The organism is Burkholderia sp. HI4860 (assembly GCF_002223045.2).
Taxonomy (GTDB): Bacteria; Pseudomonadota; Gammaproteobacteria; order Burkholderiales; family Burkholderiaceae; genus Burkholderia.
In genome coordinates, this window is the sequence record NZ_NKFO02000001.1 from 2,853,000 (window position 1) to 2,873,143 (window position 20,144).

19 protein-coding genes are annotated in these 20,144 nt (G+C 67.6%); 13 read left to right on the top strand and 6 right to left on the bottom strand.

Annotated elements, in window-relative coordinates; translation table 11 throughout:
- The first annotated feature begins 111 nt into the window (after positions 1-111).
- The 3 genes from CFB34_RS12705 to CFB34_RS39035 all read left to right on the top strand — a co-directional run bounded on the left by CFB34_RS12705 (position 112) and on the right by CFB34_RS39035 (position 2,221).
- Positions 112-1,056 carry a LysR family transcriptional regulator gene (locus CFB34_RS12705; RefSeq protein WP_089442188.1) on the top strand — a complete coding sequence of 315 codons (945 nt, stop codon included), beginning with the start codon at positions 112-114 and terminating at the stop codon, positions 1,054-1,056.
- Between the two features lie 140 nt (positions 1,057-1,196).
- Positions 1,197-1,955, top strand: a complete 759-nt coding sequence (locus tag CFB34_RS12710) for an SDR family oxidoreductase (protein WP_089442187.1) — start codon at positions 1,197-1,199, stop codon at positions 1,953-1,955.
- A gap of 140 nt (positions 1,956-2,095) precedes the next feature.
- The gene (locus tag CFB34_RS39035; protein WP_256979877.1) at positions 2,096-2,221 is read left to right on the top strand and encodes a hypothetical protein; all 126 of its coding nucleotides are present in this window, start codon (positions 2,096-2,098) and stop codon (positions 2,219-2,221) included.
- 14 nt (positions 2,222-2,235) lie between these two features.
- On the opposite strand, the gene CFB34_RS12715 is transcribed toward CFB34_RS39035, so the two are convergent.
- On the bottom strand, positions 2,236-2,571 hold the full coding sequence (locus CFB34_RS12715; RefSeq protein WP_089442185.1) for an H-NS histone family protein: 336 nt from the start codon (positions 2,569-2,571) through the stop codon (positions 2,236-2,238).
- A 332-nt stretch (positions 2,572-2,903) separates the two neighbouring features.
- On the opposite strand from CFB34_RS12715, the gene CFB34_RS12720 reads away from it, so the two are divergent.
- Entirely contained in the window at positions 2,904-3,530 is a 627-nt protein-coding gene (locus CFB34_RS12720; protein ID WP_089442184.1) for a TetR/AcrR family transcriptional regulator, read from the top strand.
- A 328-nt stretch (positions 3,531-3,858) separates the two neighbouring features.
- Here CFB34_RS12720 and CFB34_RS12725 read toward each other — a convergent pair whose 3' ends face one another.
- Both CFB34_RS12725 and CFB34_RS12730 read right to left on the bottom strand, forming a co-directional pair.
- Positions 3,859-4,953, bottom strand: coding sequence for a potassium channel protein (locus tag CFB34_RS12725; RefSeq protein WP_089442183.1), 1,095 nt, complete (start codon positions 4,951-4,953; stop codon positions 3,859-3,861).
- A gap of 90 nt (positions 4,954-5,043) precedes the next feature.
- Positions 5,044-6,378 (bottom strand): FAD-binding oxidoreductase, encoded by a 1,335-nt coding sequence (locus CFB34_RS12730; RefSeq protein ID WP_089442182.1) that lies wholly within the window; start codon positions 6,376-6,378, stop codon positions 5,044-5,046.
- 224 nt (positions 6,379-6,602) lie between these two features.
- Here CFB34_RS12730 and CFB34_RS12735 point away from each other — a divergent pair, with 224 nt between their 5' ends.
- Both CFB34_RS12735 and CFB34_RS12740 read left to right on the top strand, forming a co-directional pair.
- Positions 6,603-7,457: a helix-turn-helix domain-containing protein gene (locus tag CFB34_RS12735; protein WP_006485970.1), complete on the top strand. Its 855-nt coding sequence runs from the start codon at positions 6,603-6,605 to the stop codon at positions 7,455-7,457.
- A 126-nt stretch (positions 7,458-7,583) separates the two neighbouring features.
- Positions 7,584-9,251, top strand: a complete 1,668-nt coding sequence (locus CFB34_RS12740) for an ATP-dependent helicase (RefSeq protein WP_089442181.1) — start codon at positions 7,584-7,586, stop codon at positions 9,249-9,251.
- A 55-nt stretch (positions 9,252-9,306) separates the two neighbouring features.
- On the opposite strand, the gene CFB34_RS12745 is transcribed toward CFB34_RS12740, so the two are convergent.
- Positions 9,307-10,866 (bottom strand): methyl-accepting chemotaxis protein, encoded by a 1,560-nt coding sequence (locus tag CFB34_RS12745; protein WP_089427209.1) that lies wholly within the window; start codon positions 10,864-10,866, stop codon positions 9,307-9,309.
- Between the two features lie 230 nt (positions 10,867-11,096).
- Here CFB34_RS12745 and CFB34_RS12750 point away from each other — a divergent pair, with 230 nt between their 5' ends.
- Complete coding sequence (locus CFB34_RS12750) at positions 11,097-12,611, top strand: MDR family MFS transporter (RefSeq protein ID WP_089442180.1); 1,515 nt, start codon at positions 11,097-11,099, stop codon at positions 12,609-12,611.
- Positions 12,612-12,669: 58 nt separating this feature from the next.
- On the opposite strand, the gene CFB34_RS12755 is transcribed toward CFB34_RS12750, so the two are convergent.
- Positions 12,670-13,668, bottom strand: a complete 999-nt coding sequence (locus CFB34_RS12755; protein ID WP_089442179.1) for a quinone oxidoreductase — start codon at positions 13,666-13,668, stop codon at positions 12,670-12,672.
- 131 nt (positions 13,669-13,799) lie between these two features.
- On the opposite strand from CFB34_RS12755, the gene CFB34_RS12760 reads away from it, so the two are divergent.
- From CFB34_RS12760 to CFB34_RS12785, 6 genes are all read left to right on the top strand, one after another.
- Positions 13,800-14,672, top strand: a complete 873-nt coding sequence (locus tag CFB34_RS12760) for a LysR family transcriptional regulator (RefSeq protein ID WP_089442236.1) — start codon at positions 13,800-13,802, stop codon at positions 14,670-14,672.
- 79 nt (positions 14,673-14,751) lie between these two features.
- A complete protein-coding gene (locus CFB34_RS12765; RefSeq protein WP_089442178.1) occupies positions 14,752-15,312 on the top strand; it encodes a GNAT family N-acetyltransferase in 561 nt (186 codons plus the stop codon).
- Positions 15,313-15,321: 9 nt separating this feature from the next.
- The gene (locus CFB34_RS12770; protein ID WP_089442177.1) at positions 15,322-16,161 is read left to right on the top strand and encodes a MerR family transcriptional regulator; all 840 of its coding nucleotides are present in this window, start codon (positions 15,322-15,324) and stop codon (positions 16,159-16,161) included.
- A gap of 123 nt (positions 16,162-16,284) precedes the next feature.
- A complete protein-coding gene (locus CFB34_RS12775; RefSeq protein WP_089442176.1) occupies positions 16,285-17,268 on the top strand; it encodes a sulfonate ABC transporter substrate-binding protein in 984 nt (327 codons plus the stop codon).
- Positions 17,269-17,683: 415 nt separating this feature from the next.
- The gene (locus CFB34_RS12780) at positions 17,684-17,887 is read left to right on the top strand and encodes a cold-shock protein (RefSeq protein ID WP_006485974.1); all 204 of its coding nucleotides are present in this window, start codon (positions 17,684-17,686) and stop codon (positions 17,885-17,887) included.
- Positions 17,888-18,162: 275 nt separating this feature from the next.
- Entirely contained in the window at positions 18,163-18,387 is a 225-nt protein-coding gene (locus CFB34_RS12785) for a hypothetical protein (protein WP_089427204.1), read from the top strand.
- A 313-nt stretch (positions 18,388-18,700) separates the two neighbouring features.
- Here CFB34_RS12785 and CFB34_RS12790 read toward each other — a convergent pair whose 3' ends face one another.
- Positions 18,701-20,134, bottom strand: coding sequence for a CoA transferase (locus CFB34_RS12790; RefSeq protein ID WP_089442175.1), 1,434 nt, complete (start codon positions 20,132-20,134; stop codon positions 18,701-18,703).
- Positions 20,135-20,144 lie beyond the last annotated feature (10 nt).

Below are 20,144 nucleotides of genomic sequence, written 5' to 3' on the forward strand. Positions count from 1 at the left end.
GTCGAATGCATGGGCCGTATCGGTATTCTCGGGAGCGGACTTTCATCCCGCAATAAAATGACCGGAATCTGCTTCATCACTGGATGCAATGAACCCGGCGAGGCCACACCGATGGAACTGAGCGATATCGACCTCAACCTGCTGCTGCTTTTCCAGCGGCTGATGCAGGAACGGCGCGTGTCGAGCGTCGCCGAGCAGATGAACATGAGTCAGCCGGGCGTGAGCAATGCGCTCGCGAAGCTGCGCCGCCGGCTCGGCGATCCGCTGTTCGTGCGCGGGCCCGGTGGCGTGGTGCCGACGCCGTTCGCGCTGCGCCTCGCGGAACCCGTGTCGCACGCGCTCGCGACGCTGCACGCCGCGCTCAATCCCGAGACCGGTTTCGATCCGCAGCGCGCCACGCGCACGCTGACGATCGGCATGACCGATATCGGCGAGGTCGTGTTCCTGCCCGCGCTGCTCGAACACCTGTCGCAAACGGCGCCGGGCCTCGCGCTCAATACCGTGCGCGACACGAGCGTCAACCTCGGCGACGCAATGGCCGACGGCCGCGTCGATCTCGCGATCGGCCTGCTGCCGCAGCTCAAGGGCGGCTTCTATCAGCGCCGGCTGTTCGATCAGCGCTATGTGTGCCTGTTCCGGCGCGGGCATCCGCTCGAGGACGCGCCGCTGACGGTCGACGCGTGGCGCAATGCCGAGCACCTGGTCGTGGTGTCGGCCGGCACCGGTCACGGGCAGGTGGACGAATGGCTGAAGCGCCGCCGCGTGGCGCGCCAGGTGCGGCTCACGGTGCCGCACTTCATGAGCGTCGGCTACATCCTGCAGCGTACCGACCTGATCGCGACGGTGCCCGAGCATCTTGCGCAGCAGCTTGCCGCGCCGTTTTCGCTGGGCTGGCGCGCGTTGCCCGTCACGGTGCCGGGCGCGCCGATTCACATGCTCTGGCATACGCGGGTCAATCAGGACGAAGGGAACAAGTGGCTGCGCGACGTGGTGGTCGATCTGTTTGCGGAGACGGGCACGCGGGCGCGGAAGGCCGTACCTGGCCCGAAGAAGTAGCCGAGATCATCACGCCATCGAGCGTGCCCGACGATGCCACTTGAACATGTACGCCGCGCATTTCGACTACATTGCCGAAGTGGCGACGATTCCGGTCGTCGGCCACGTCGCCCCTCTTTCAACCCGCAGGAAATCAAGCCATGTCTGTCTCGAAGAAATTCGCAGCCGTCACCGGCGCCGGCTCCGGCATCGGTCGCGCGGCGGCCATCGCGCTCGCCCAGGCCGGTTACACCGTCGCGCTGCTCGGACGTACCGAGGCATCGTTGCGCGACACGCAGGACGCGATCCGCACCGCGGGCGGCGACGCGCACGTGTTTCCTGCGGACGTCACCGACGAAGCATCGGTCGACCACGCGTTCGCCCGGATCGCGCAGCAGTTCGGCCGGCTCGACGTGCTGTTCAACAATGCCGGCCGCAACGCGCCGCCGGTTTCCCTCGACGAATACGAATTCGACGTGTGGAACAGCGTCGTCGCGACCAACCTGACCGGCGTCTTCCTGTGCGCGCGGGCCGCGTGGCGCCTGATGAAAACGCAGACGCCGCAGGGCGGCCGGATCATCAACAACGGCTCGATCTCGGCCCATGCGCCGCGCCCCGACACGATCGCGTACACGGCTACCAAGCATGCGGTGACCGGGATCACCAAGTCGCTGGCGCTCGACGGCCGCCGGTACAACATCGCGTGCGGCCAGATCGATATCGGGAACGCCGCGACGTCGCTCACGGAACGGATGACACAAGGCGTCCCGCAGGCCGACGGCAGCCTCGCGCCCGAGGCGCGCATGGACGTCACGCATGTCGCGAACGCGATCGTCCAGATGGCGAACCTGCCGCTGGACACGAACATCCTGAACATGACGATCATGGCGACGGCCATGCCGTTCGTCGGCCGGGGATAAACGAAGCGCACGCGACGCCCGATTTCGTCCGGCACGCATCGCGCGACATCACCCGCGCCATGATTGCGGACGATGCCACGTGCTGTCGGGCGAACGCGAGTTGCACGTCGAGCACGGCGAGCCGACGCGGTTGCGCGCCGGTGAGCGCGCGCGCTTCTCTTCGCATCGACGCGCATGCGTACGTGGCGCCGTCGCCGGAAGGCGCGACGCTGCGCGTGGTGCTCACGCCGCCCGGTCAGGCATCGGCAAAGCCGCTGTCGCCGTAGCCCGACGCCCGCGGTCAGTTGCGCCTGCTTTTCTTGCCGGTGGACGGCGGCTTGACGATGACGAACTGACGACGATCCTTGCCCCTGATCCAGAGCGGCGCATTGCCGCGCCCGCTCCACTCCTTTCCGCTCACCGGATCGCGATAGCGCGCCGGCAGCACTTTCACGACATACGCCCCCCGGCTGCCGTTGCGGCCGACCAGGTCGCGGTGCTTGATCGCGTAGGTATCCATCAGCGAGTGAACCTCCGCGATCGCATCGACGCGTTCGCGCGCGCGTGCGCGCTCGATTTCCTCGTCCAGTTCGGCCAGCTCGACGACGAGCTGTGCATAGGTCTTGCTCGCGTTCATCTTCTGCTTCCTGCCCCCGCATCCGCATCTGCATGCGAACCGGCATGATTCGCATGACTAACCGACTATTTCACGACGTTCCGTGACGGCCACATTCACTCGATCGGCAAGCCGCTCGCGCCGGCGCAACGAAGCACGCGACACGAGAACAGCGACACGCCGCCACACACCGGCACACCGTGCGCGCCCCCGCGTCGACCCGATCGCCCGCCCGGGGCCCCGCTGCAGACGTTCGGCGACACAATCGCGCCCGGCATTTCAAATATCGAGTGATATCTGGAATGCGATCGTAATGGTATCCATCTCAAATATCAACTGATATCCTGCCGGCCATGAACATGGTTCCCCCTCCCCCGCGGCTGAGCCGCGAAGAAAGCCGACAGCAGACCCGCGCGCATTTGCTCGCCGCGGCGAAGCGGCTGTTCGTCGACCGCGGGTTCGGCGGCACGTCGCTCAGGGATATCGCGGCCGAGGCCGGCTATACGCAAGGCGCGTTCTATTCGAATTTCGCGAGCAAGGAGGCATTGTTCGTCGAGCTGATGCGGGAGCGCTCGCAGACGCAAGTGGCCGACATCGCCCGGGTGCTGAGCGACCCCGCGGCGTCCGGGGAGGACATCCTGAATGCGCTGGAGGTCTGGTCGCGGACCGTCGATGCCGAGCCCGAGTGGTCGGTGCTGGGTGTCGAATTCAAGCTTCAGGGGCGGCGCAACCCCGCTTTCGCCATGGCGTCGCAGGCGTTGCTGGACGCCCACCGCGATGGCCTCGCCTATTGCATCGAACAGATTTTCGCGCGGCTGAAGAAGGTACCGCCCGAACCGCCGGCCGTCCTGGCCGTTGCGTTCATGGGGCTCTCGCAGGGCCTGTCGCTGCAGCAGTCGATCCTGTCCGAGGTGCCGATCGGGCACATGATCATGGTGTTCCTGCGTAGCCTGCTGGCCACGGCCGAGCCGGTGCGTTGACCAGGGAAGATCGCCCCGTTCGCAGCGACGACGATCCGGCGTAAGGGTGGCTGCGGGCGGCAGATCGCGGAGCTTGCGCAGGACATCGCGCCGTGGCGCTCGACCGCCCCTGGCGTAGGCCAATCACCCAACCGATGCACGCCATGCGTGCGTGAACGGCAGCGATTTCCGCGCGCCATCCTGTCGGACGATCAAGTGTGCACGGCCCGTCACATTCGGTTGACGCTGATCGCCTGCATTGCGCCTACACGACGAGGAGCACATCGACACTCGCGCGGCAAGACATCGTCAAGCGTTTGGAAACGCGCCTTCACTTGATACCGAATGCTTAGACATCCGGATCCGGAATCCGCGCCGACTGGATCACGACCAGCGTGTCCCCTTTCTCGATCCGGCACGGCGGGTCTTCATAGAACGAAAAGATCTTCCCGCAGCGATCGAGCCCGACGACGATCGCGCCCGGCACCACGTTCGTCATGCAGCCGACCTCCTGCGGCATCGCCTCGCGCTCCAGCAACGTCGCGCGGCCGCGCGTCGACAGCATGTCGTTCACGAACGGCACGATGTAGCGGCTATGCACGGCGTCCGCGAGCAGCAGCGCACCGATCTTCGTCGACGACACGATCACGTCGGCGCCCGCCTGCCGCAGTTGCCGCTGGTACAGGTTCTCCTGGATCCGCACGACGATCTTCGTATCGGGCGCGATGCTGCGCACCGACAACGTGAGCAGGATCGCGGTCGGATCATCGGTCACCGAAATGATCACGGCCTTCGCTTCGCGCACCTGTGCCTGCTGCAGCAGATCCTCGTGCGCGGGATCGCCGAGCAATCCCGCCACGCCGAGCGACGTCGCGGCCTCGATCGCCTGCTGCTGCGAATCGATCACGATGAGCGTCGCCGGATCGACGCCGCTCTCGAGCAGTTCGCGCACGGCGATCGAGCCGGACAGGCCATAACCGCAGACGACGATGTGATCGGACAACTGCTTCTGCAGGCGTTTCATGCGGAATTCCTCGATGACGCGCTGGATCACGAACTGATATGCCGTGCCCAGGAAAATGAACCAGATGACGATGCGGATCGGCACGATGAAGAACGCATCGATCAGGCGCGCCCGTGCGGTGACCGGCACGATGTCGCCATAGCCGACCGTCGCGACCGTGACCATCGTGAAGTACACGAGATCGGCGACGGTCATCGGCGTGCTCTTGGTCGAATCGCGCAACCCGTCGCGATCGAGATACAGCACGAGGAACGCGAGCATGCACAGCAGCACGACCGCGCCGACACGGAACAGCAGCGTGCGCCGCGGCGACGTCGCGGGACGCGTGAACAGCGTGCGTGCACGCGGCGCCTGCCACGGATTGCGGGCGCGACGCAGGCGTGAGCGCAACGAGCGGCGCTGGGCGGAGGGCGAAGCCAACGGGGGATCTCCTGAAGGATGCGGGCTCGATTCTACGATGGGTCGGCCGCGGCCGGCCGACGTCATCGCGTCATCGCGTCGATGCGTCGGTTACAGCATGCTGCGCGGCCGCACCATCGTGCCGTCGACGAAGCGCTGCGCACGAAACGCCGACAGGTCGAGCGACGGCGCGCCCGTGTCGATCCATTCGGCCAGCAGCCGCCCGACGATCGGCCCCATCGCGAAACCGTGTCCGCAGAACCCCGTCGCGATCGCGAGCCCGGACGGCGTGCCCGGCGCATCGATCACCGGAATGCCGTCGGGCAGCACGTCGATCAGGCCGGCCCAGGCCTCGACGATCTGCGCGTCCTTCAGCGCGGGAAAGATCGACTTGAGTTTCGCAAGCGCGCGCGGCGCGTGCGCGCGATTCGGCTGCGGCTGCGGATCGCGCGGCTCGATCGGTCCGGTCGCCCCGTTGATGCGTGCCAGCGCATCGCGCCACGCGGCCCCGTTCACGTGCAGCCGGAATTTGTCGCGCTGCGACCAGAACTCAGGCCAGAACAGGCTCAACCCGCGCAGGTGGCCAAGCGTCAGGTCGACGTCGACCTGCATGTCGTCGGCAAGATTGATCGCACCGTTCTTGCGCTGCCGGATACCGAGGCCGTGGCCCCACACCGTCGACGCCGATACCGGCGGCACCACATTGGTGCGCATGCAGGTGCCGCGCACGGCCTGTTGCGGGAGCCGGATGCCGACGCCATCGAGCAGCCGGAAGCTGGTCGCGCCGGCCGCGCAGATCACGCGCCGCGTGCGGATCGTGCCGCGCTCGGTCACGACGCCGACCACCGCACCGCCGGCCGTCTCGATCGCGGTCACGCCGCAGCCTTCGAAGAAGCGCGCGCCCGCCTCGGCGGCACGCGCGGCGAACGCGGCAGCCACGCGACGCGGCTCGGCCTGCCCGTCGGTCGCGGTGTACAGCCCGCCGAGCGTGCGTGCGTCCGGCGAAAGGCCGCTGACGCGCTCGTCGATCTGCGCGCGCGTCAGCGTACGTGTGTCGAGCCCGTGCTCGCGCGCGACGGCGAGCCACGCGTTGAACGACGCCCAGTCCGTTTCGTTGTCCGCAATATAAAGACAGCCGCCCTGCCGCCATTCGAGATCGAAACCGAGGGTTTCCTCTAACCCCTCCCAGATCTTGATGCCGGCCATCATCAGCGGCACCTCGGCCGCTTCGCGCCCCTGCTGCCGCACGAAGCCCCACGCACGGGTCGACTGCTGTCCGGCGATGCGCGACTTGTCGAGCACGACGACCTTCAGGCCGCGCAGGCCCAGGTAATACGCAGCTGCGCAGCCCATGATGCCGGCGCCGGCGATCACGACGTCGGCGTCGGGCGGGAATGGCGTGTCGGCGAGGGTCAGGGAATCATGCAGCGGATAGGTTGTCGTCATTGTTTCCTGTCAGGCGTTAATGCATTCGAATGTGGGCGGCGGTGGTAACGTCGTGACACACCTTTCACACAAACGCACCTTTCGCCACGCTGAATAACGACCATTTTGCGGTAAAGTTATCTTTTCCGCGCGTGGCCGGTCGGCTCGCCCCTGGACGTCATGAAGACTGTCCGTCGAGACTGCCGCAAGGCGTCGTTCTGAACGTCACGATCCGTTCCCGTAGCATGACCACTGAAGCAATCACCACGGATTCCCTCGCGGTTGCCGAGCGCGTGCGCGAGCTGATGACCCGCAACGGCATCGGCAAGCGCCAGCAGACCACCGAGCTGTGCCGCATCCTCGACCTGAGTTTCTCGCAAGGCCACCGCAAGCTGCGCGGCAGCAGCCCCTGGACGCTCGCGCAGATCAAGAAAGTCGCCGAAGCGTACGGCGAACCCGCCGCGCAGCTGTTCGGCGCGCAAACGCTCGACCCCGGCATGGTCGGCGCCTATTCGCAGGAGGCCGTCCTTTACGCGGGCGTCGCCGAGATTCCATGCACCGCCTGGATCGGCGCGCCGCTCGAAGCCGGCGCGCGCCCCGAATTCGTCGCGTACGAACAAAACGGCCGCTGGCGCGTGCTGCGCCACACCGGCGTGCTGTACCAGAACGCGTACGACGTGCACAAGATCGAGATCTATCCGCGCCGCGCGGAGAGCGACAAGCTCGTCGTCGCGGTGATCGACCCCGATCGCGTCAGCGCGACCGAGCTGTGCCGCTATCTCGAACGCCAGGGTTTCGCAACCGCCGCATTCGACGGCCTCGCGCCGTTCGTCGACGCGCTGCAGGGCCAGGCGTTCGACGCGGTCCTGACCGAATGGCTGTTCGACGACAGCACGGCCGCCACCGCGATCAAGGCCGTGCGCACGTCCGACAACCCGGGCGCACCGATCTTCGTGCTGACCGGCGACCTGCTCACCGGCCGCGCGAGCGAGGCCGACATCAGCGAAGTGATCCGCGCGTTCGACGTCGTCTGCTACGAAAAGCCCGCGCGCATGGCGATCCTCAGCGCCGATCTCGCGAAACGGCTCGCCCGCGGGTAACGTCCGCGGGCCGTTCTTCCTCCTGACGGCCAACGTCCGCGCGGCACGGCGGTCGTGAACCGGTGCATAGCTCAGTACAATAGCCGCACCCGTTCACGCCCACGCCGGCTTCCGCCGCCCGACGCCATGGCCCGCCTCATCCCCGACGACTGGAAAAGCCTCGCCGCGACCGGCGCGGCCGAACGCGAGCGCGAAACGCTCGCCGCGCTCGAACACGCGCTACCCGACAGCTACACCGTGTATCACGGCGTGCACTGGACCCGCGCCGACCAGGCGTTCTCGGTATTCGGCGAGGCCGCGTTCGTCGTCGTGAGCCCGGCCGGCCGCGTGCTGCTGATCGAGCAGAAGGCCGGCTTCCTGCGCGAAACGCCGAAGGGGCTCGTGAAGGTCTATCTGCAGAAGGAACGCAATGTCCCGATCCAGCTCGCACGCACGCAGGAAACGCTGCATCGGCGCCTGACGGCCGCGCTCGGTGCGGGTGTCTACGGCGTCGAGGCGCTCCTGTACTGCCCCGACTACTCGATCCGCGACGCGTCGATCGCCGGCGTCGCGGCCGACCGCATCGTCGATGCGTCGCGCAAGGCGCAGCTCGCGCAGGTGATCCTGCAGATCCTGCCGGAAGACGACGAACCCTTCCCGAACGCGCCGAAACTGCACCACTTCCTCGCGGACGAACTCGCGCTCACGCCCGACACGAGCGCGCTCGTCGGGCAGGCCGGCACACTCGTCACGCGGCTGTCGGGCGGGCTCGCCGCGTGGGCGCGCCAGCTCGAATTCACGCCGTTCCGGCTGCGCGTCACCGGCACGGCCGGCTCAGGCAAGACCCAGCTCGCCGTGCAGGCGATGCGCGATGCGGTCGCCGCCGGCAAGCGCGTGCTCTACGTGTGTTTCAACCGGCCGCTCGCCGACTACATCGCGCGCATCGCGCCGCCCGGCGCGAAGATCGCGAACTACCACCAGCTGTGCGACTGGGTCGCGCGCGACGGCGGCTACACGCCCGACTTCCAGGTACCCGGCGAGTTCGAACGGCTCGAGGCGCGCTTCGCGGCAACGCCGATTCCCGCGCACTGGCGCTTCGACGTGCTGGTCGTCGACGAAGGACAGGATTTCCATGCGCCGTGGGCGGCCGCCCTGGCGCGCTTGCTGGCGCCGGAAGGCGCATGGTGGTGGCTGGAAGATCCGCTGCAGAACCTGTACATGCGCGAGCCCGTCGCGCTGCCGGGCTGGGTCACGCTGAAGGCGCTCACGAACTACCGCAGCCCGCGCGATCTGCTCGAATTCGTGCGCGACATCGTCGGCCGGGTCGAGCCGCTGGCGGCCGAGCTGCGCTCGGGCAGCCCGTTCGACGGTTCGGATCCGTCGGTGTCGTCGTACGGGGAAGAAGGCGCGTCGGCAGACGCACTGGCCGACGCCTGCATCGACGCGACCAAGCGGGCGATCACGCACGCGCTGTCGCTCGGCTTCCGCAAGCAGGACATCGCGGTGCTGTCGTATCGCGGCCGCGAAGGCTCGGTGCTCGCGCCGCTCGACCAGCTCGGCCCGCACCGGCTCAAGAGCTTTACCGGCAAGTACGACCTGTTCGGCAACCCGGAGTATCGCGAAGGCGACGTGCTGCTCGATTCGATCTACCGCTTCAAGGGCCAGTCAGCGCCGTGCGTGATCCTCACCGAGGTCGACTTCGACACGCTCGACGCGCGTGCCGCGCGCAAGCTGTTCGTCGGCGCAACGCGGGCGACGATGAAGCTGCTGATCGTCGCGTCGTCGCGCGCGGCCGCGCAACTCTCGGCCGTGTGATGTAACGGGCGGACGGACGGCGGGCCAGCGCCCGCCCGTCGCCGGCCGCCGTCGATCAGGCGACGCGGAACGCGCCGACCGCGCGGCGCAGCCCGTCGGCCTGCTCTTCCAGCGACGCGGCCGCGGCCGCGGCCTGCTCGACGAGCGCCGCGTTCTGCTGCGACACCTGGTCCATCTGCGACACCGCGCGGTTCACCTGCTCGATCCCGTCGCGCTGCTCGTTCGACGCAGCCGCGATCTCGGTCATGATGCCCGTCACGCGGCCGATCGCCTGCTGGATGTCCTGCATCGTCGCGCCGGCCGTGCCGACGAGCCGCGAGCCGGTCGCGACGCGTTCCACCGATTCGCCGATCAGCGTGCGGATTTCCTTCGCTGCCGACGCCGAGCGTTGCGCAAGCGTGCGCACCTCGCCCGCGACCACGGCGAAACCGCGGCCCTGCTCGCCGGCGCGCGCGGCTTCGACCGCCGCATTCAGCGCGAGGATGTTGGTCTGGAACGCGATGCCCTCGATCGTCCCGATGATGTCGGCGACCTTCTGCGAGCTCTGGTCGATCTCGTTCATCGTGCCGATCACTTCGCCGACCACCGTCGCGCCGCGCGTGGCGATCTCGCTCGCGGTATCCGCGCAGGCTTGCGCCTGCATCGCATTGTCCGCGTTCTGCTTCACGGTCGCGGTGAGCTGTTCCATGCTCGCGGCCGTTTCCTGCAGCGCGGACGCCTGTTCCTCGGTGCGCTGCGACAGGTCGGTGTTGCCGGCCGCGATCTGGTGCGTCGCCGTCGAAATCGCTTCGGAACCCTGGCTGACCTGGCGGACCGTATCCGCGAGGCTGCGCTGCATGCCGGTCACGCCCTTGACCAGCTCGGCCATCTCGTCACGCGACGACCAGCGCACTTCCGACGTCAGGTCGCCTTCCGACAGGCGGCGGAAATGCGACAGCAGCCGGTTCACCGGCTGGGTGATCGCGTAATGCAGGCCGATCGCGCAGCCGAGGCACGCGGCCAGGCCGAACGCGATACCGGCAATCGCGCCCGCGCGCATCCAGCCGTAATAAGTCTGCGCGGTGTCGTACACGTCCTTGCCGCGTGCGACCTGGTACGCGTCGAGCGCATCGGTCGCCTGCGTGAGCGCGACCGACAGCGGCGGCGCAACCGACATCAGCAGCCGGTCGGCCTCGTCGCGACGGCCGTCGCGGACCGCGTCGATCATCGGCTTCAGCGCCTGCCCGATCAGCGCCTGGCGCGCGGCGTCGAGGCGGCTCGCGAGCGGGCCTTCGTCGCCGTCGTGCGGCATCGACGCGTAGCCGCGCCAGGCGGTGTCGGCCTTCGCGAGATAGCTCTCGGCCTTCTTGACGAGATCGGGCACTTCCGGCGCTTCCGGATGCAGCATCGCGCGGTCGAGCGTCGTGCGCACGATCGTCAGGTTCAGGCTGGCCGCCGACAGCGCGGTCTTCGCAGCCAGTTGCTGCGTATAAGCCTCGTCGAGCGCGCGGTTCGAGCTCTGCATGCCGGCGAGGCCGATCAGCCCCGATACGACGAGCAGCGCGGCAACGAGGCCGAGCGTGGAGAAAATCCGCGTACGGATCGAGAAACGGGAAAACAGGGCGTTCAGGTTCATGACGGGACGTGAGCGGTGAAAAGTGCCGCGGCAATCGGTCCGCAGCACGCTGTATTACGGTTTGCCTGCAAAAAACTTGAGTCCGTCCCCGCTTTCCCCTGATCCCGGTCAATTTTCCGGGCCGGCAATCTCCTGTTACGGTTGCAACACATCGAGGCTGGGCAGAAATTGACCAGTCAACTATCTGTCGCTATAGTTCGACACAATTCCCTGCCCTGGCAGATATCTCGATGACAACCCACACCCTCCTCACTCCGCCGGCCGCCGAAACGGCCCGCCGCGACGCGCCGACCGGGCTGATCGTCGCCGCGCTGCTGCTCGTCATGCTGCTGTCCGCACTCGACCAGACGATCGTGTCGACCGCGCTGCCGACGATCGTCGGCGAGCTCGGCGGGCTCGACCAGTTGTCGTGGGTCGTCACCGCGTACCTGCTCTCCTCCACCGTCGTGCTGCCGCTGTACGGCAAGCTCGGCGACCTGTACGGCCGCAAGATCGTGCTGCAGGCCGCGATCGTGCTGTTCCTCGCGGGCTCCGCGCTGTGCGGCGTCGCGCAGGACATGACGCAGCTGATCGTGCTGCGCACGCTGCAGGGGCTGGGTGGCGGCGGCCTGATGGTCGTCACGATGGCCGCGATCGGCGATCTGGTGCCGCCCGATCGCCGCGCGCGCTACCAGGGGATGTTCGGCGGCGTGTACGGCCTCGCGACCATCATCGGCCCGCTGCTCGGCGGCTTCCTGGTCGAGCACCTGTCGTGGCGGTGGATCTTCACGATCAACCTGCCGCTCGGCTTTCTCGCGCTCGCGGTGATCGGCGTCGCGTTCCGGCCGCATACCGCGCACGTGAAGCACCGGATCGACTACATGGGCGCCGCGTTCCTCGCCACCGCCCTCACCTGCGTGATCCTGTTCACGAGCGAAGGCGGCTCGCTGCTGCCGTGGACGTCGCCGCAACTGTGGATGACGCTCGTGCTCGGCGTCGTCGCGATCGGCGGCTTCATCTATGAAGAGCGGCTCGCGGCCGAGCCGATCATGCCGCTCGAGCTGTTCCGCCATCGCACCTTCGTGCTGGTCAGCCTGATCGGCTTCGTCGTCGGCATCGCGCTGTTCGGCTCGGTCACGTTCATCCCGCTCTACCTGCAGGTCGTGAAGGGCTCGACGCCGTCGCAGGCCGGGATGCAGCTGCTGCCGATGATGGGCGGGATGCTCGTGACGTCGATCGTCAGCGGCCGGCTGATCTCACGGCTCGGCTCGTACCGGATGTTCCCGGTCCTGGGCACGCTGACCGGCGGCATCGCGATGGCGCTGCTGTCGACACTGACGCTCGATACGCCGCTGCACACGATGTACGCGTACATGGCGCTGCTCGGGATCGGCCTCGGCATGGTGATGCCCGTGCTGACGCTCGCCGTGCAGAACACGGTCGAATTCCGGCACATGGGCGTCGCGACGTCGGGCGCGACGCTGTTCCGCTCGATCGGCGGTTCGCTCGGGGTCGCGGCGTTCGGCGCGCTGTTCTCGCACGGGCTGCAGTCGCGGGTAATGGCGGCGCTGCCGGCCGGCACGGAGCTGCCGCCCGCGCTCGGCCCGGCCGCCGTCCACCAGTTGCCGGAGGCCGTGCGCGACGCGTACCTGCACGCGTTCGCCGGTTCGCTGCATGTCGTGTACCTGGCCGCGGCGACGGTCATCGCGATCGCCTTCGTGCTCGCGTGGTTCGTCGAGGATGCGCCGCTGCGCAAACACCACTGAGCCTCCCGTGGATCGCGACGCAAGCGTCGAGCCGCCTCGCGATCCCCATCCCCAGCCATCACGGCACCAGCACCACCCCGCCCGTCGTCGCACGCGACTCCAGCAACCGGTGCGCATCGGCCGCCTGTTCCAGCGGCAGCCGTGCGCCGATCTCCACATGCATGCCGCCCGCGAGCCGTTCGAGCGTCGCGCGCGCAGCCGCCCGATATCCGTCGACGTCACGCGCGATGAAGCCCAGCACGCTCGGGCGTGCCAGCGCGATCGACCGCGCCGGCCCCAGTTCGTCGAGATCGAACGTCTGCCGCGCACCGATCGCGGCCACCTGCCCGATGCTCGCGACCATCCCGAACGGACGAACCGCGCCGAGCGTGCGCGTCAGCACGTCGCCGCCGATCCCGTCGATCGCATAATCGACCCCTGCACCGCCGCCGAACGCGCGGGCCGCCGCGACGAAATCCTCCTCCCGGTAATCGACGACCGCGTCGGCACCGTGCGTGCGAACAAGCGCGGCTTTCGCGGCCGACCCGACCGTGCCGATCACCCGCGCGCCGAGCGCACGCGCCCATTGCGTCGCCAGCAAGCCAACGCCGCCGGCCGCCGCATGCACGAGCACCGTGTCGCCGGCGCCGACCTGGCGCACGCGATGCAGCAGCATGTAAACGGTGATCCCTTTCAGCAGCCCGGCCGCGACGGCTTCGTCGCTCAGGCCGTCGGGAATCGGCAGCACACGCTCGGCCGGCATCGTACGCAGGCTCGCATAGCTGCCGGTCGGCATGCCCGCATACGCGACGCGCTGGCCGGGAACGAGATCCGTCACGCCCGGCCCGACCGCGTCGATCACGCCGGCCGCTTCGACACCGAGCGCATCCGGCAGCGCCGGCAATGCGTGCGCGCCCGACCTGAAATAGATGTCGACGAAATTCACGCCGATCGCAGTCTGGCGAATCCGTACTTCGCCGGCACCGGGCGGCGCGACGGGCGCATCGACGCGGCGCAGTACGCCGGCGTCGCCGTAACGGTCGATCCCGATCCGGATGGCAGTGGCAGTCTGGGTCATGACATTCCTCGTAATCGAATGAAGTGACACGATCATCCCATCGTGCATAATCGAACGGAATTCCCGCCAATCGCCCATCTACTGTGCAAAATTCGACCGATCTGGATCCCGGTTCCGCGTCCGCGCTACCGATGAGTTGGGACGACATCCGTTATTTCCTCGCGGTGATGCGGGGCGGCAGCCTATCGGCCGCCGCGCGGGCGCTGCAGGTTCAGCACTCGACGGTCGCGCGGCGCATCGACGCGCTGGAATCCGCACTCGGCATCCGGCTGTTCGACCGGCTGCCGCGCGGCTGGCCGCCGACCGACGAAGGGCTGCACCTGGCCGAGCACGCGGCACGCATCGAAACCGACGCGCATGCGTTCGCGCGCGCCGCCCAGGGCGCGGCGGCGCTCGACGGCGTGGTGCGCGTATCGGCGTCGCCGGTGTTCGCCAGCCACTTCCTCGCGCCGCGGCTCGCCCGCGCGCAGCGCGCATGGCCGGCGCTGCGCATCGACCTGCTGGGCGAGATGCACGCGGCGAACCTGTACGCGCGCGAAGCCGATCTCGCGGTGCGGCTGTCGCGGCCGACCGAGCCGGGGCTCGCCGCGCGCCGGCTCGGCACGATGCGCTTCGCGCTGTGCGCGTCGCCGGAGTGGGCAGATGCACCGCCCGAGACCTGGCCGTTCGTCGGCTACGACGACGCGCTCGCGCAAACGCCGCAGCATCAGTGGCTCGCCCGCTTCGCGGCCGGTCGCCGTTTCGCGTTCGTCACCAACGATCTGGCCGCGCAGCATCGCGCGTGCGCGGCCGGCGCCGGCGTCGCGCTGCTGCCGCGGTTTCTCGTCGACGATCCGGCGGCGCATGCGGGCGCGCCGCTCGTCGAGCTGACGGCCGCACCGCGTTGCGACATCGAGCGCGAGATCTGGCTCGTGGTCCACCCGGACGTGCGCCGGTCGCCGCGCGTGCAGCGCGTCGCCGACGCGATCGCCGAAGCCGTTCACGCGGCGGATGGGCGGCTGTAGGCGACCGCCGCCGAACAAGGCTTTGCCATGCGCGCCAGCGACCGGCATAGTGGCGCTTTGCCTTCACCGGACTGCCGCCATGCCTACCACCCCCGCCTGTGTCGTTCGCGACGCAACCGACGCCGACCTCGATGCGATCCGCGCGATCTATGCGCACCACGTGCACCACAGCGTCGCGTCGTTCGAGGAAACGCCGCCCGATGTCGCCGAACTGCGCGCGCGCCGCGACGCGGTGCTACGCGACGGGCTGCCGTATCTCGTCGCCGAATGCGACGGCCGCGTGGCCGGCTACGCGTACGCGACGCCGTATCGCACCCGCCGTGCGTACCGCTTCACGATCGAGGACTCGATCTACATCGACGAGGCGCAGCGCGGGCGCGGAATCGGCCGCGCACTGCTCGCCGCGCTGATCGAACGCTGCGAGGCCGGCCCGTGGCGGCAGATGATCGCGGTGATCGCCGACGGCGGTACCGGCGGCTCGACGTCGCTGCATCGCGCGTTCGGTTTCGAGCCGGCCGGCGTGCTGAAGGCGGTCGGTTTCAAGCACGGCCGCTGGATCGATACGGCACTGCTGCAGCGCCCGCTCGGCGACGCCGCGCGCACGCTCCCCGTCTCGCCGGAGCCTCCCACGTCGCGCTAGAATGGCCGCATGTCAAAACAGACTCATTCCACTCCCGACGAGGCGGCGCCGGACGCCCGCAACGAGTACACGGTCGACGAACTTGCACGCGTGTCCGACACGACCGTGCGCAACGTCCGCGCGTACCAGGATCGCGGTTTGCTCGCGCCGCCGGAAAAGCGCGGCCGCGTCGGCATCTACGACGACACGCACGTCGCACGCCTGAAGCTGATCAACCACCTGCTCGCGCGCGGCTACACGCTGTCGAACATCCAGGACCTGATCAAGGCGATCGACGAAGGCCACGACTTGCGCTCGATCCTCGGTCTCGAAAACGCGATCGGCGGCCGCTGGTCGCACGAACTGCCCAAGACCTATTCGCTCGCCGCGCTCGCGCAGATGTTCGGCCCGCAGGCCACCACGCAGCTGTCGCGCGTGACCGAACTCGGCCTGCTCGAACGGCGCGGCCTGTCGTTCGTCGCCAAGAGCCCCGCGCTGCTCGAAGCGGCCGCCGCGATGACGAAGGAAGGCATTCCGCCGCGCGAGCTGCTCGACGTGATCAGCCTCGCACGGCCGCATTTCGACGCGATCGCGCGACTGCTCGTCGATCTCGTCGTGAAGCGGCTCGACCGCTACGACGCGGGCACGCTGCCGCCCGCCACCGACGTGCCCGAACTGGTCGACGCGATCTGGCGCCTGCGCCCGCTCGCGGCCGTGTTCGTCGAAGGCGAGACGAACCGCGCACTGGAGACCGCGGCAAGCGCGTATCTCGGCGGCCGCGTCGCGACGATCCTCGACAAGAAGCTCAGCGACGAGGCCGCGCGGCAGTCCGGCACACCTTCACCGGAACACGGCAGCGACGAAGCATAGGCGCGCCGCCGTCATATTGATATCGACAATGCTTCGTTTGCGGGCGTGATCGCCCATGCGACGATTCTTCCAACTGAGCGGCACCGCCGCTCGCCCGAAGACGTTCTGCATGGAGTCCGTTCGATGATTCGTTTCACCCGCTGGATCGCCCGCACCGCCGCCGTCACCACGCTCGTCGCGCTGTCCGCCGCGTCGGCGTTCGCGCAAGGCAGCGCCGACAAGGTCGTGCGCATCGGCTACCAGAAGGCCGGCCTGCTGTCGGTCATCAAGGCGCAAGGTTCGCTCGAAGCACGGCTCAAGCCGCTCGGCTATGGCGTGCAGTGGTTCGAATTCCCGGCCGGCCCGCAACTGCTCGAAGCGCTGAACGCGAACAGCATCGACTTCGGCTACACGGGCGCGCCGCCGCCCGTGTTCGCCCAGGCGGCCGGCGTGCACTTCGTCTATGTCGGCGCGGAACCGCCGGCGCCGCACAACGAAGCCGTGCTCGTGAAGGCCGATTCGCCGATCCGTTCGGTCGCCGGCCTGCGCGGCAAAAAGATCGCACTGCAGAAGGGCTCCAGCGCGAACTACCTGCTGCTCGAAGCGTTGAAGCAGGCCGGCGTGCGCTACGACGAAATCCGCCCCGTGTATCTTCCGCCCGCCGACGCGCGCGCCGCATTCGAGAGCGGTAACGTCGATGCGTGGGTCGTCTGGGATCCGTACTATGCAGCCGCGCAAAACACGCTGAAGGTGCGTACGCTGTCCGACTACACGGGCCTCACTGCAACCAACAACTTCTACGAAGCCACGCGGGACTTTGCGCAGCAGCATCCCGACGTGGTCGGCGCGATCCTGAAGCAGGCACGCGAGACGGGCCAGTGGGTCAACACGCATCCGGCCGACACGGCCGCGCTGATCGCACCGAAGGTCGGCCTGCCGCAACCGCTCGTCGAGACGTGGCTCAAGCGTGTCCCGTTCGGCGCGGTGCCGATCGACGAAAAGATCGTCGCGACCCAGCAAGGCGTCGCCGATGCGTTTTATGCGGCGAAGCTGATTCCGCAGAAGCTGAACGTGGCCGACAACGCATGGGTCGACCAAGGCGCGCAGCGTGCGCTCGCGGCGAAGTAGCGGGAACGTCGCGCGCAACTTGTCGAAGGCCGCCGGGCATACGACTCGTCGGCCTTTCTTGTTCTTGTCGAATGTTCGGGGAAACGCGGGACGCACTGTCGGCGTTCGCGCCAGCGCGCCCGTCTCGCGTGTGCGTTTATCGTGGACGCCCCTGCATGCCATGCCGCGTAGCACGCTCCGCCACGCAGGGCCACATCGCTTCATCCCGCAAAACGGGCCGCGAAGTGAAACAGTTACAAGTTAATGATTGACGCCACCGCTGCCCAGCGGTTAATGTCTCGATCGAAGTTCAAGAAGTCCGATTGCTGTTCATCAATTGATCGCTCCTCAGCGGTATTCGTTGTCCTCTCCCTCCTTGACGCTTCCAGCGCTCTATTCAGAGCAAATCTTCATATTTTTTTCTCAAGGAATCTTCATGGATACCGGTATCGTCAAGTGGTTCAACGACAGCAAAGGCTTTGGCTTCATCACGCCCGACAACGGCGGCGACGATCTCTTCGCTCACTTCTCCGAAATTCGCGCCGACGGCTTCAAGACGCTGGCTGAAAACCAGAAAGTGAGCTTCGAAACGAAGCAAGGCCCGAAGGGTCTGCAAGCGGCCAACATCAAGCCGCTGTAAAGTTTGAAGAACCCGGCGCCCCCTATCGGGCGCCGGGTTGCAGCGACATCCTCGCGGAGCCTGGTCTCCCAAAGTTGGCGCGATTGCTCTTGGCTGCATCGGTTCATTGAGCAGCTCGCCGCGCGCCACACGCCTCGTTGCACTTCATTCCCCTCTGGCTGCCAAGCCCTTTTTCGCTTTACGACTGCGTCAGATTCAGCTCGCAATGGCTTTGAATCGGCATACCCGTGCACATCCGCACGGCACGCGCGCACTCGAACATGATTAAAATTAAAATGCATAACGAACAAATTCATCAATACAACGGCTATGCCGTCCAACCCTCGGCGCATCGTTTGCCCGACGGTAGTTTTTCGTCCAACCTGCTGCTTGAACGCGCCGGCAGCCCTCGCACCGAAGGCCGCTACCAGTTCTATTCGCTCGATTACTTCACGAGCGAGGAGCAGGCGTTGCAGCATTCGGCCCGTTGGGCACGCAACTGGGTCGACACGCGCGGTTAACCACAACGCCCAGCCCTCGATCCAGCGACGCGCAACGCGCCGGCGGTCTTCGCCGGCCGACTGGCTTCACTAGCCTGCCCCCTCTCCGCCGAACGCGTTCCGTCCGATCAGGCACATCCTGATCGGCGACCAGGGCGCGGTGGGGGGACATCCGGGAAATACGCCGCCGATCACGTCGGCCCCGTGTTCCATCACGTTCGCGCTGTCCGATGATGACGACGCGCGCATTGCGCTGAGCAAAATGCATCGCCGTGGCCAGTTCGATTCCCGCCCCGTCGCCACTCACCGACACCAGCCGACTCATCGCATCGCGTCACAGATCGTCGTTCGACGGCAACCATTGGGGCTCGTACGCACCCAGCGCGCGCGCCGGATAAAACCATCGGAGCGGCGCATCGTCGATCCGCACGGGCGGAACGAGCCGGGATGCCGGCCCCCACGACGTCGATTCGACGTGTTCCGCACGATCACGCTGATCGTCGGCAACCAGTTCGACCACCTCGCTCATCGGCTCCGAGCGCAACTTCAACTCGGCCGCCGTGCGCGCCAGCGAAGCGCGCACCTCGGTACCGACACCCTCTTTCATTCGCGTCGTCAGCCCGCGTATCGCGGCGGTCGCCATCAGGTAACCCGTCGCATGGTCGATCGCCTGAACGGGCAAGTTCACCGGCTCATCACGGCCCATCACGCGCATACCCGCCTCGGCGATTCCCGTGCTCATTTGAATGAGGCTGTCGAAGCCGCGCCGGAAACGCCATTCACCACTCCAGCCATAAGCGTCGAGCGACACGTCGATGAGCGCGGGATTCAGTTCGCGCCGATGCGCGGCATCGAGCCCGAGGCGCGCGAGTGCATCGGCCCGGTAACCGTGCACGACGATATCCGCGCTGCCGAGCAACCGCTTGAGCGTATCGAGATCCGCGGCATCCTTCAGGTTCAGCCGCGCACACCGCTTGCCGAGGACGACCTCCGGCACCGTGCCCGGCTCTTCCCAGCCGTACGGATCGATGCGCAGCACGTCGGCGCCCAGGCCCGCAAGAAACCGTGTCGCCACGGGGCCGGCGAGAATGCGCGTCAGGTCGAGCACGCGAATGCCGCGCAACGGCCGGTCCTTCGAAGGCCGCCAGTCGTGCGCGACGGCATCGGTCGCGGCACGGGCATGCAGCAACGGCTCGGTTGCGACTGCGTTGCCCTGCGGATGCCCGGCCCACTCCTGCGCCGAGTGCATCGCCGCGGCACAACCGCCGCGCTCGACGATCGCCTCTTCGAGCGCGGCGGCATCCCAGCGATTCACCGCTTGCGCGACCGACTGCGCATCGGCGGCGCAGCCGAGCACCGACAACGCGGCCAGCCGATGATGCGGCGCGTTCGTGTGCAACCGGATCCAGCGATCGCGTGCCCGATAGTTGCCGGCCACCGGATCCCATTGCGGCGGCATGGACCAGCCATGCGGACGCAGCGACGTGCCGAACCATAGCGACGCCATCCGCCGGTCGATCCGAACCGCCGGCAACGTCCCGGTCGATGCATGCAGCAATTCGGCAACGGACGCTCCTGCCGCGCCGATCGCCGCCGTGGCCAGGTCGGTTACGCGAAACGCCGAAACCAGTTCGCCCGACCCGCTGAAGCTGCACGACTCGAGAAAAGCCTGAGACCCACCCGCTGCGCGCCAGAACGCCCGTAGATGACGCGACACCCGCTCGTCATCGGCTGCGGCCCGTTCTCTCGACATTTGATCGACACCCATGTTCGCCTCG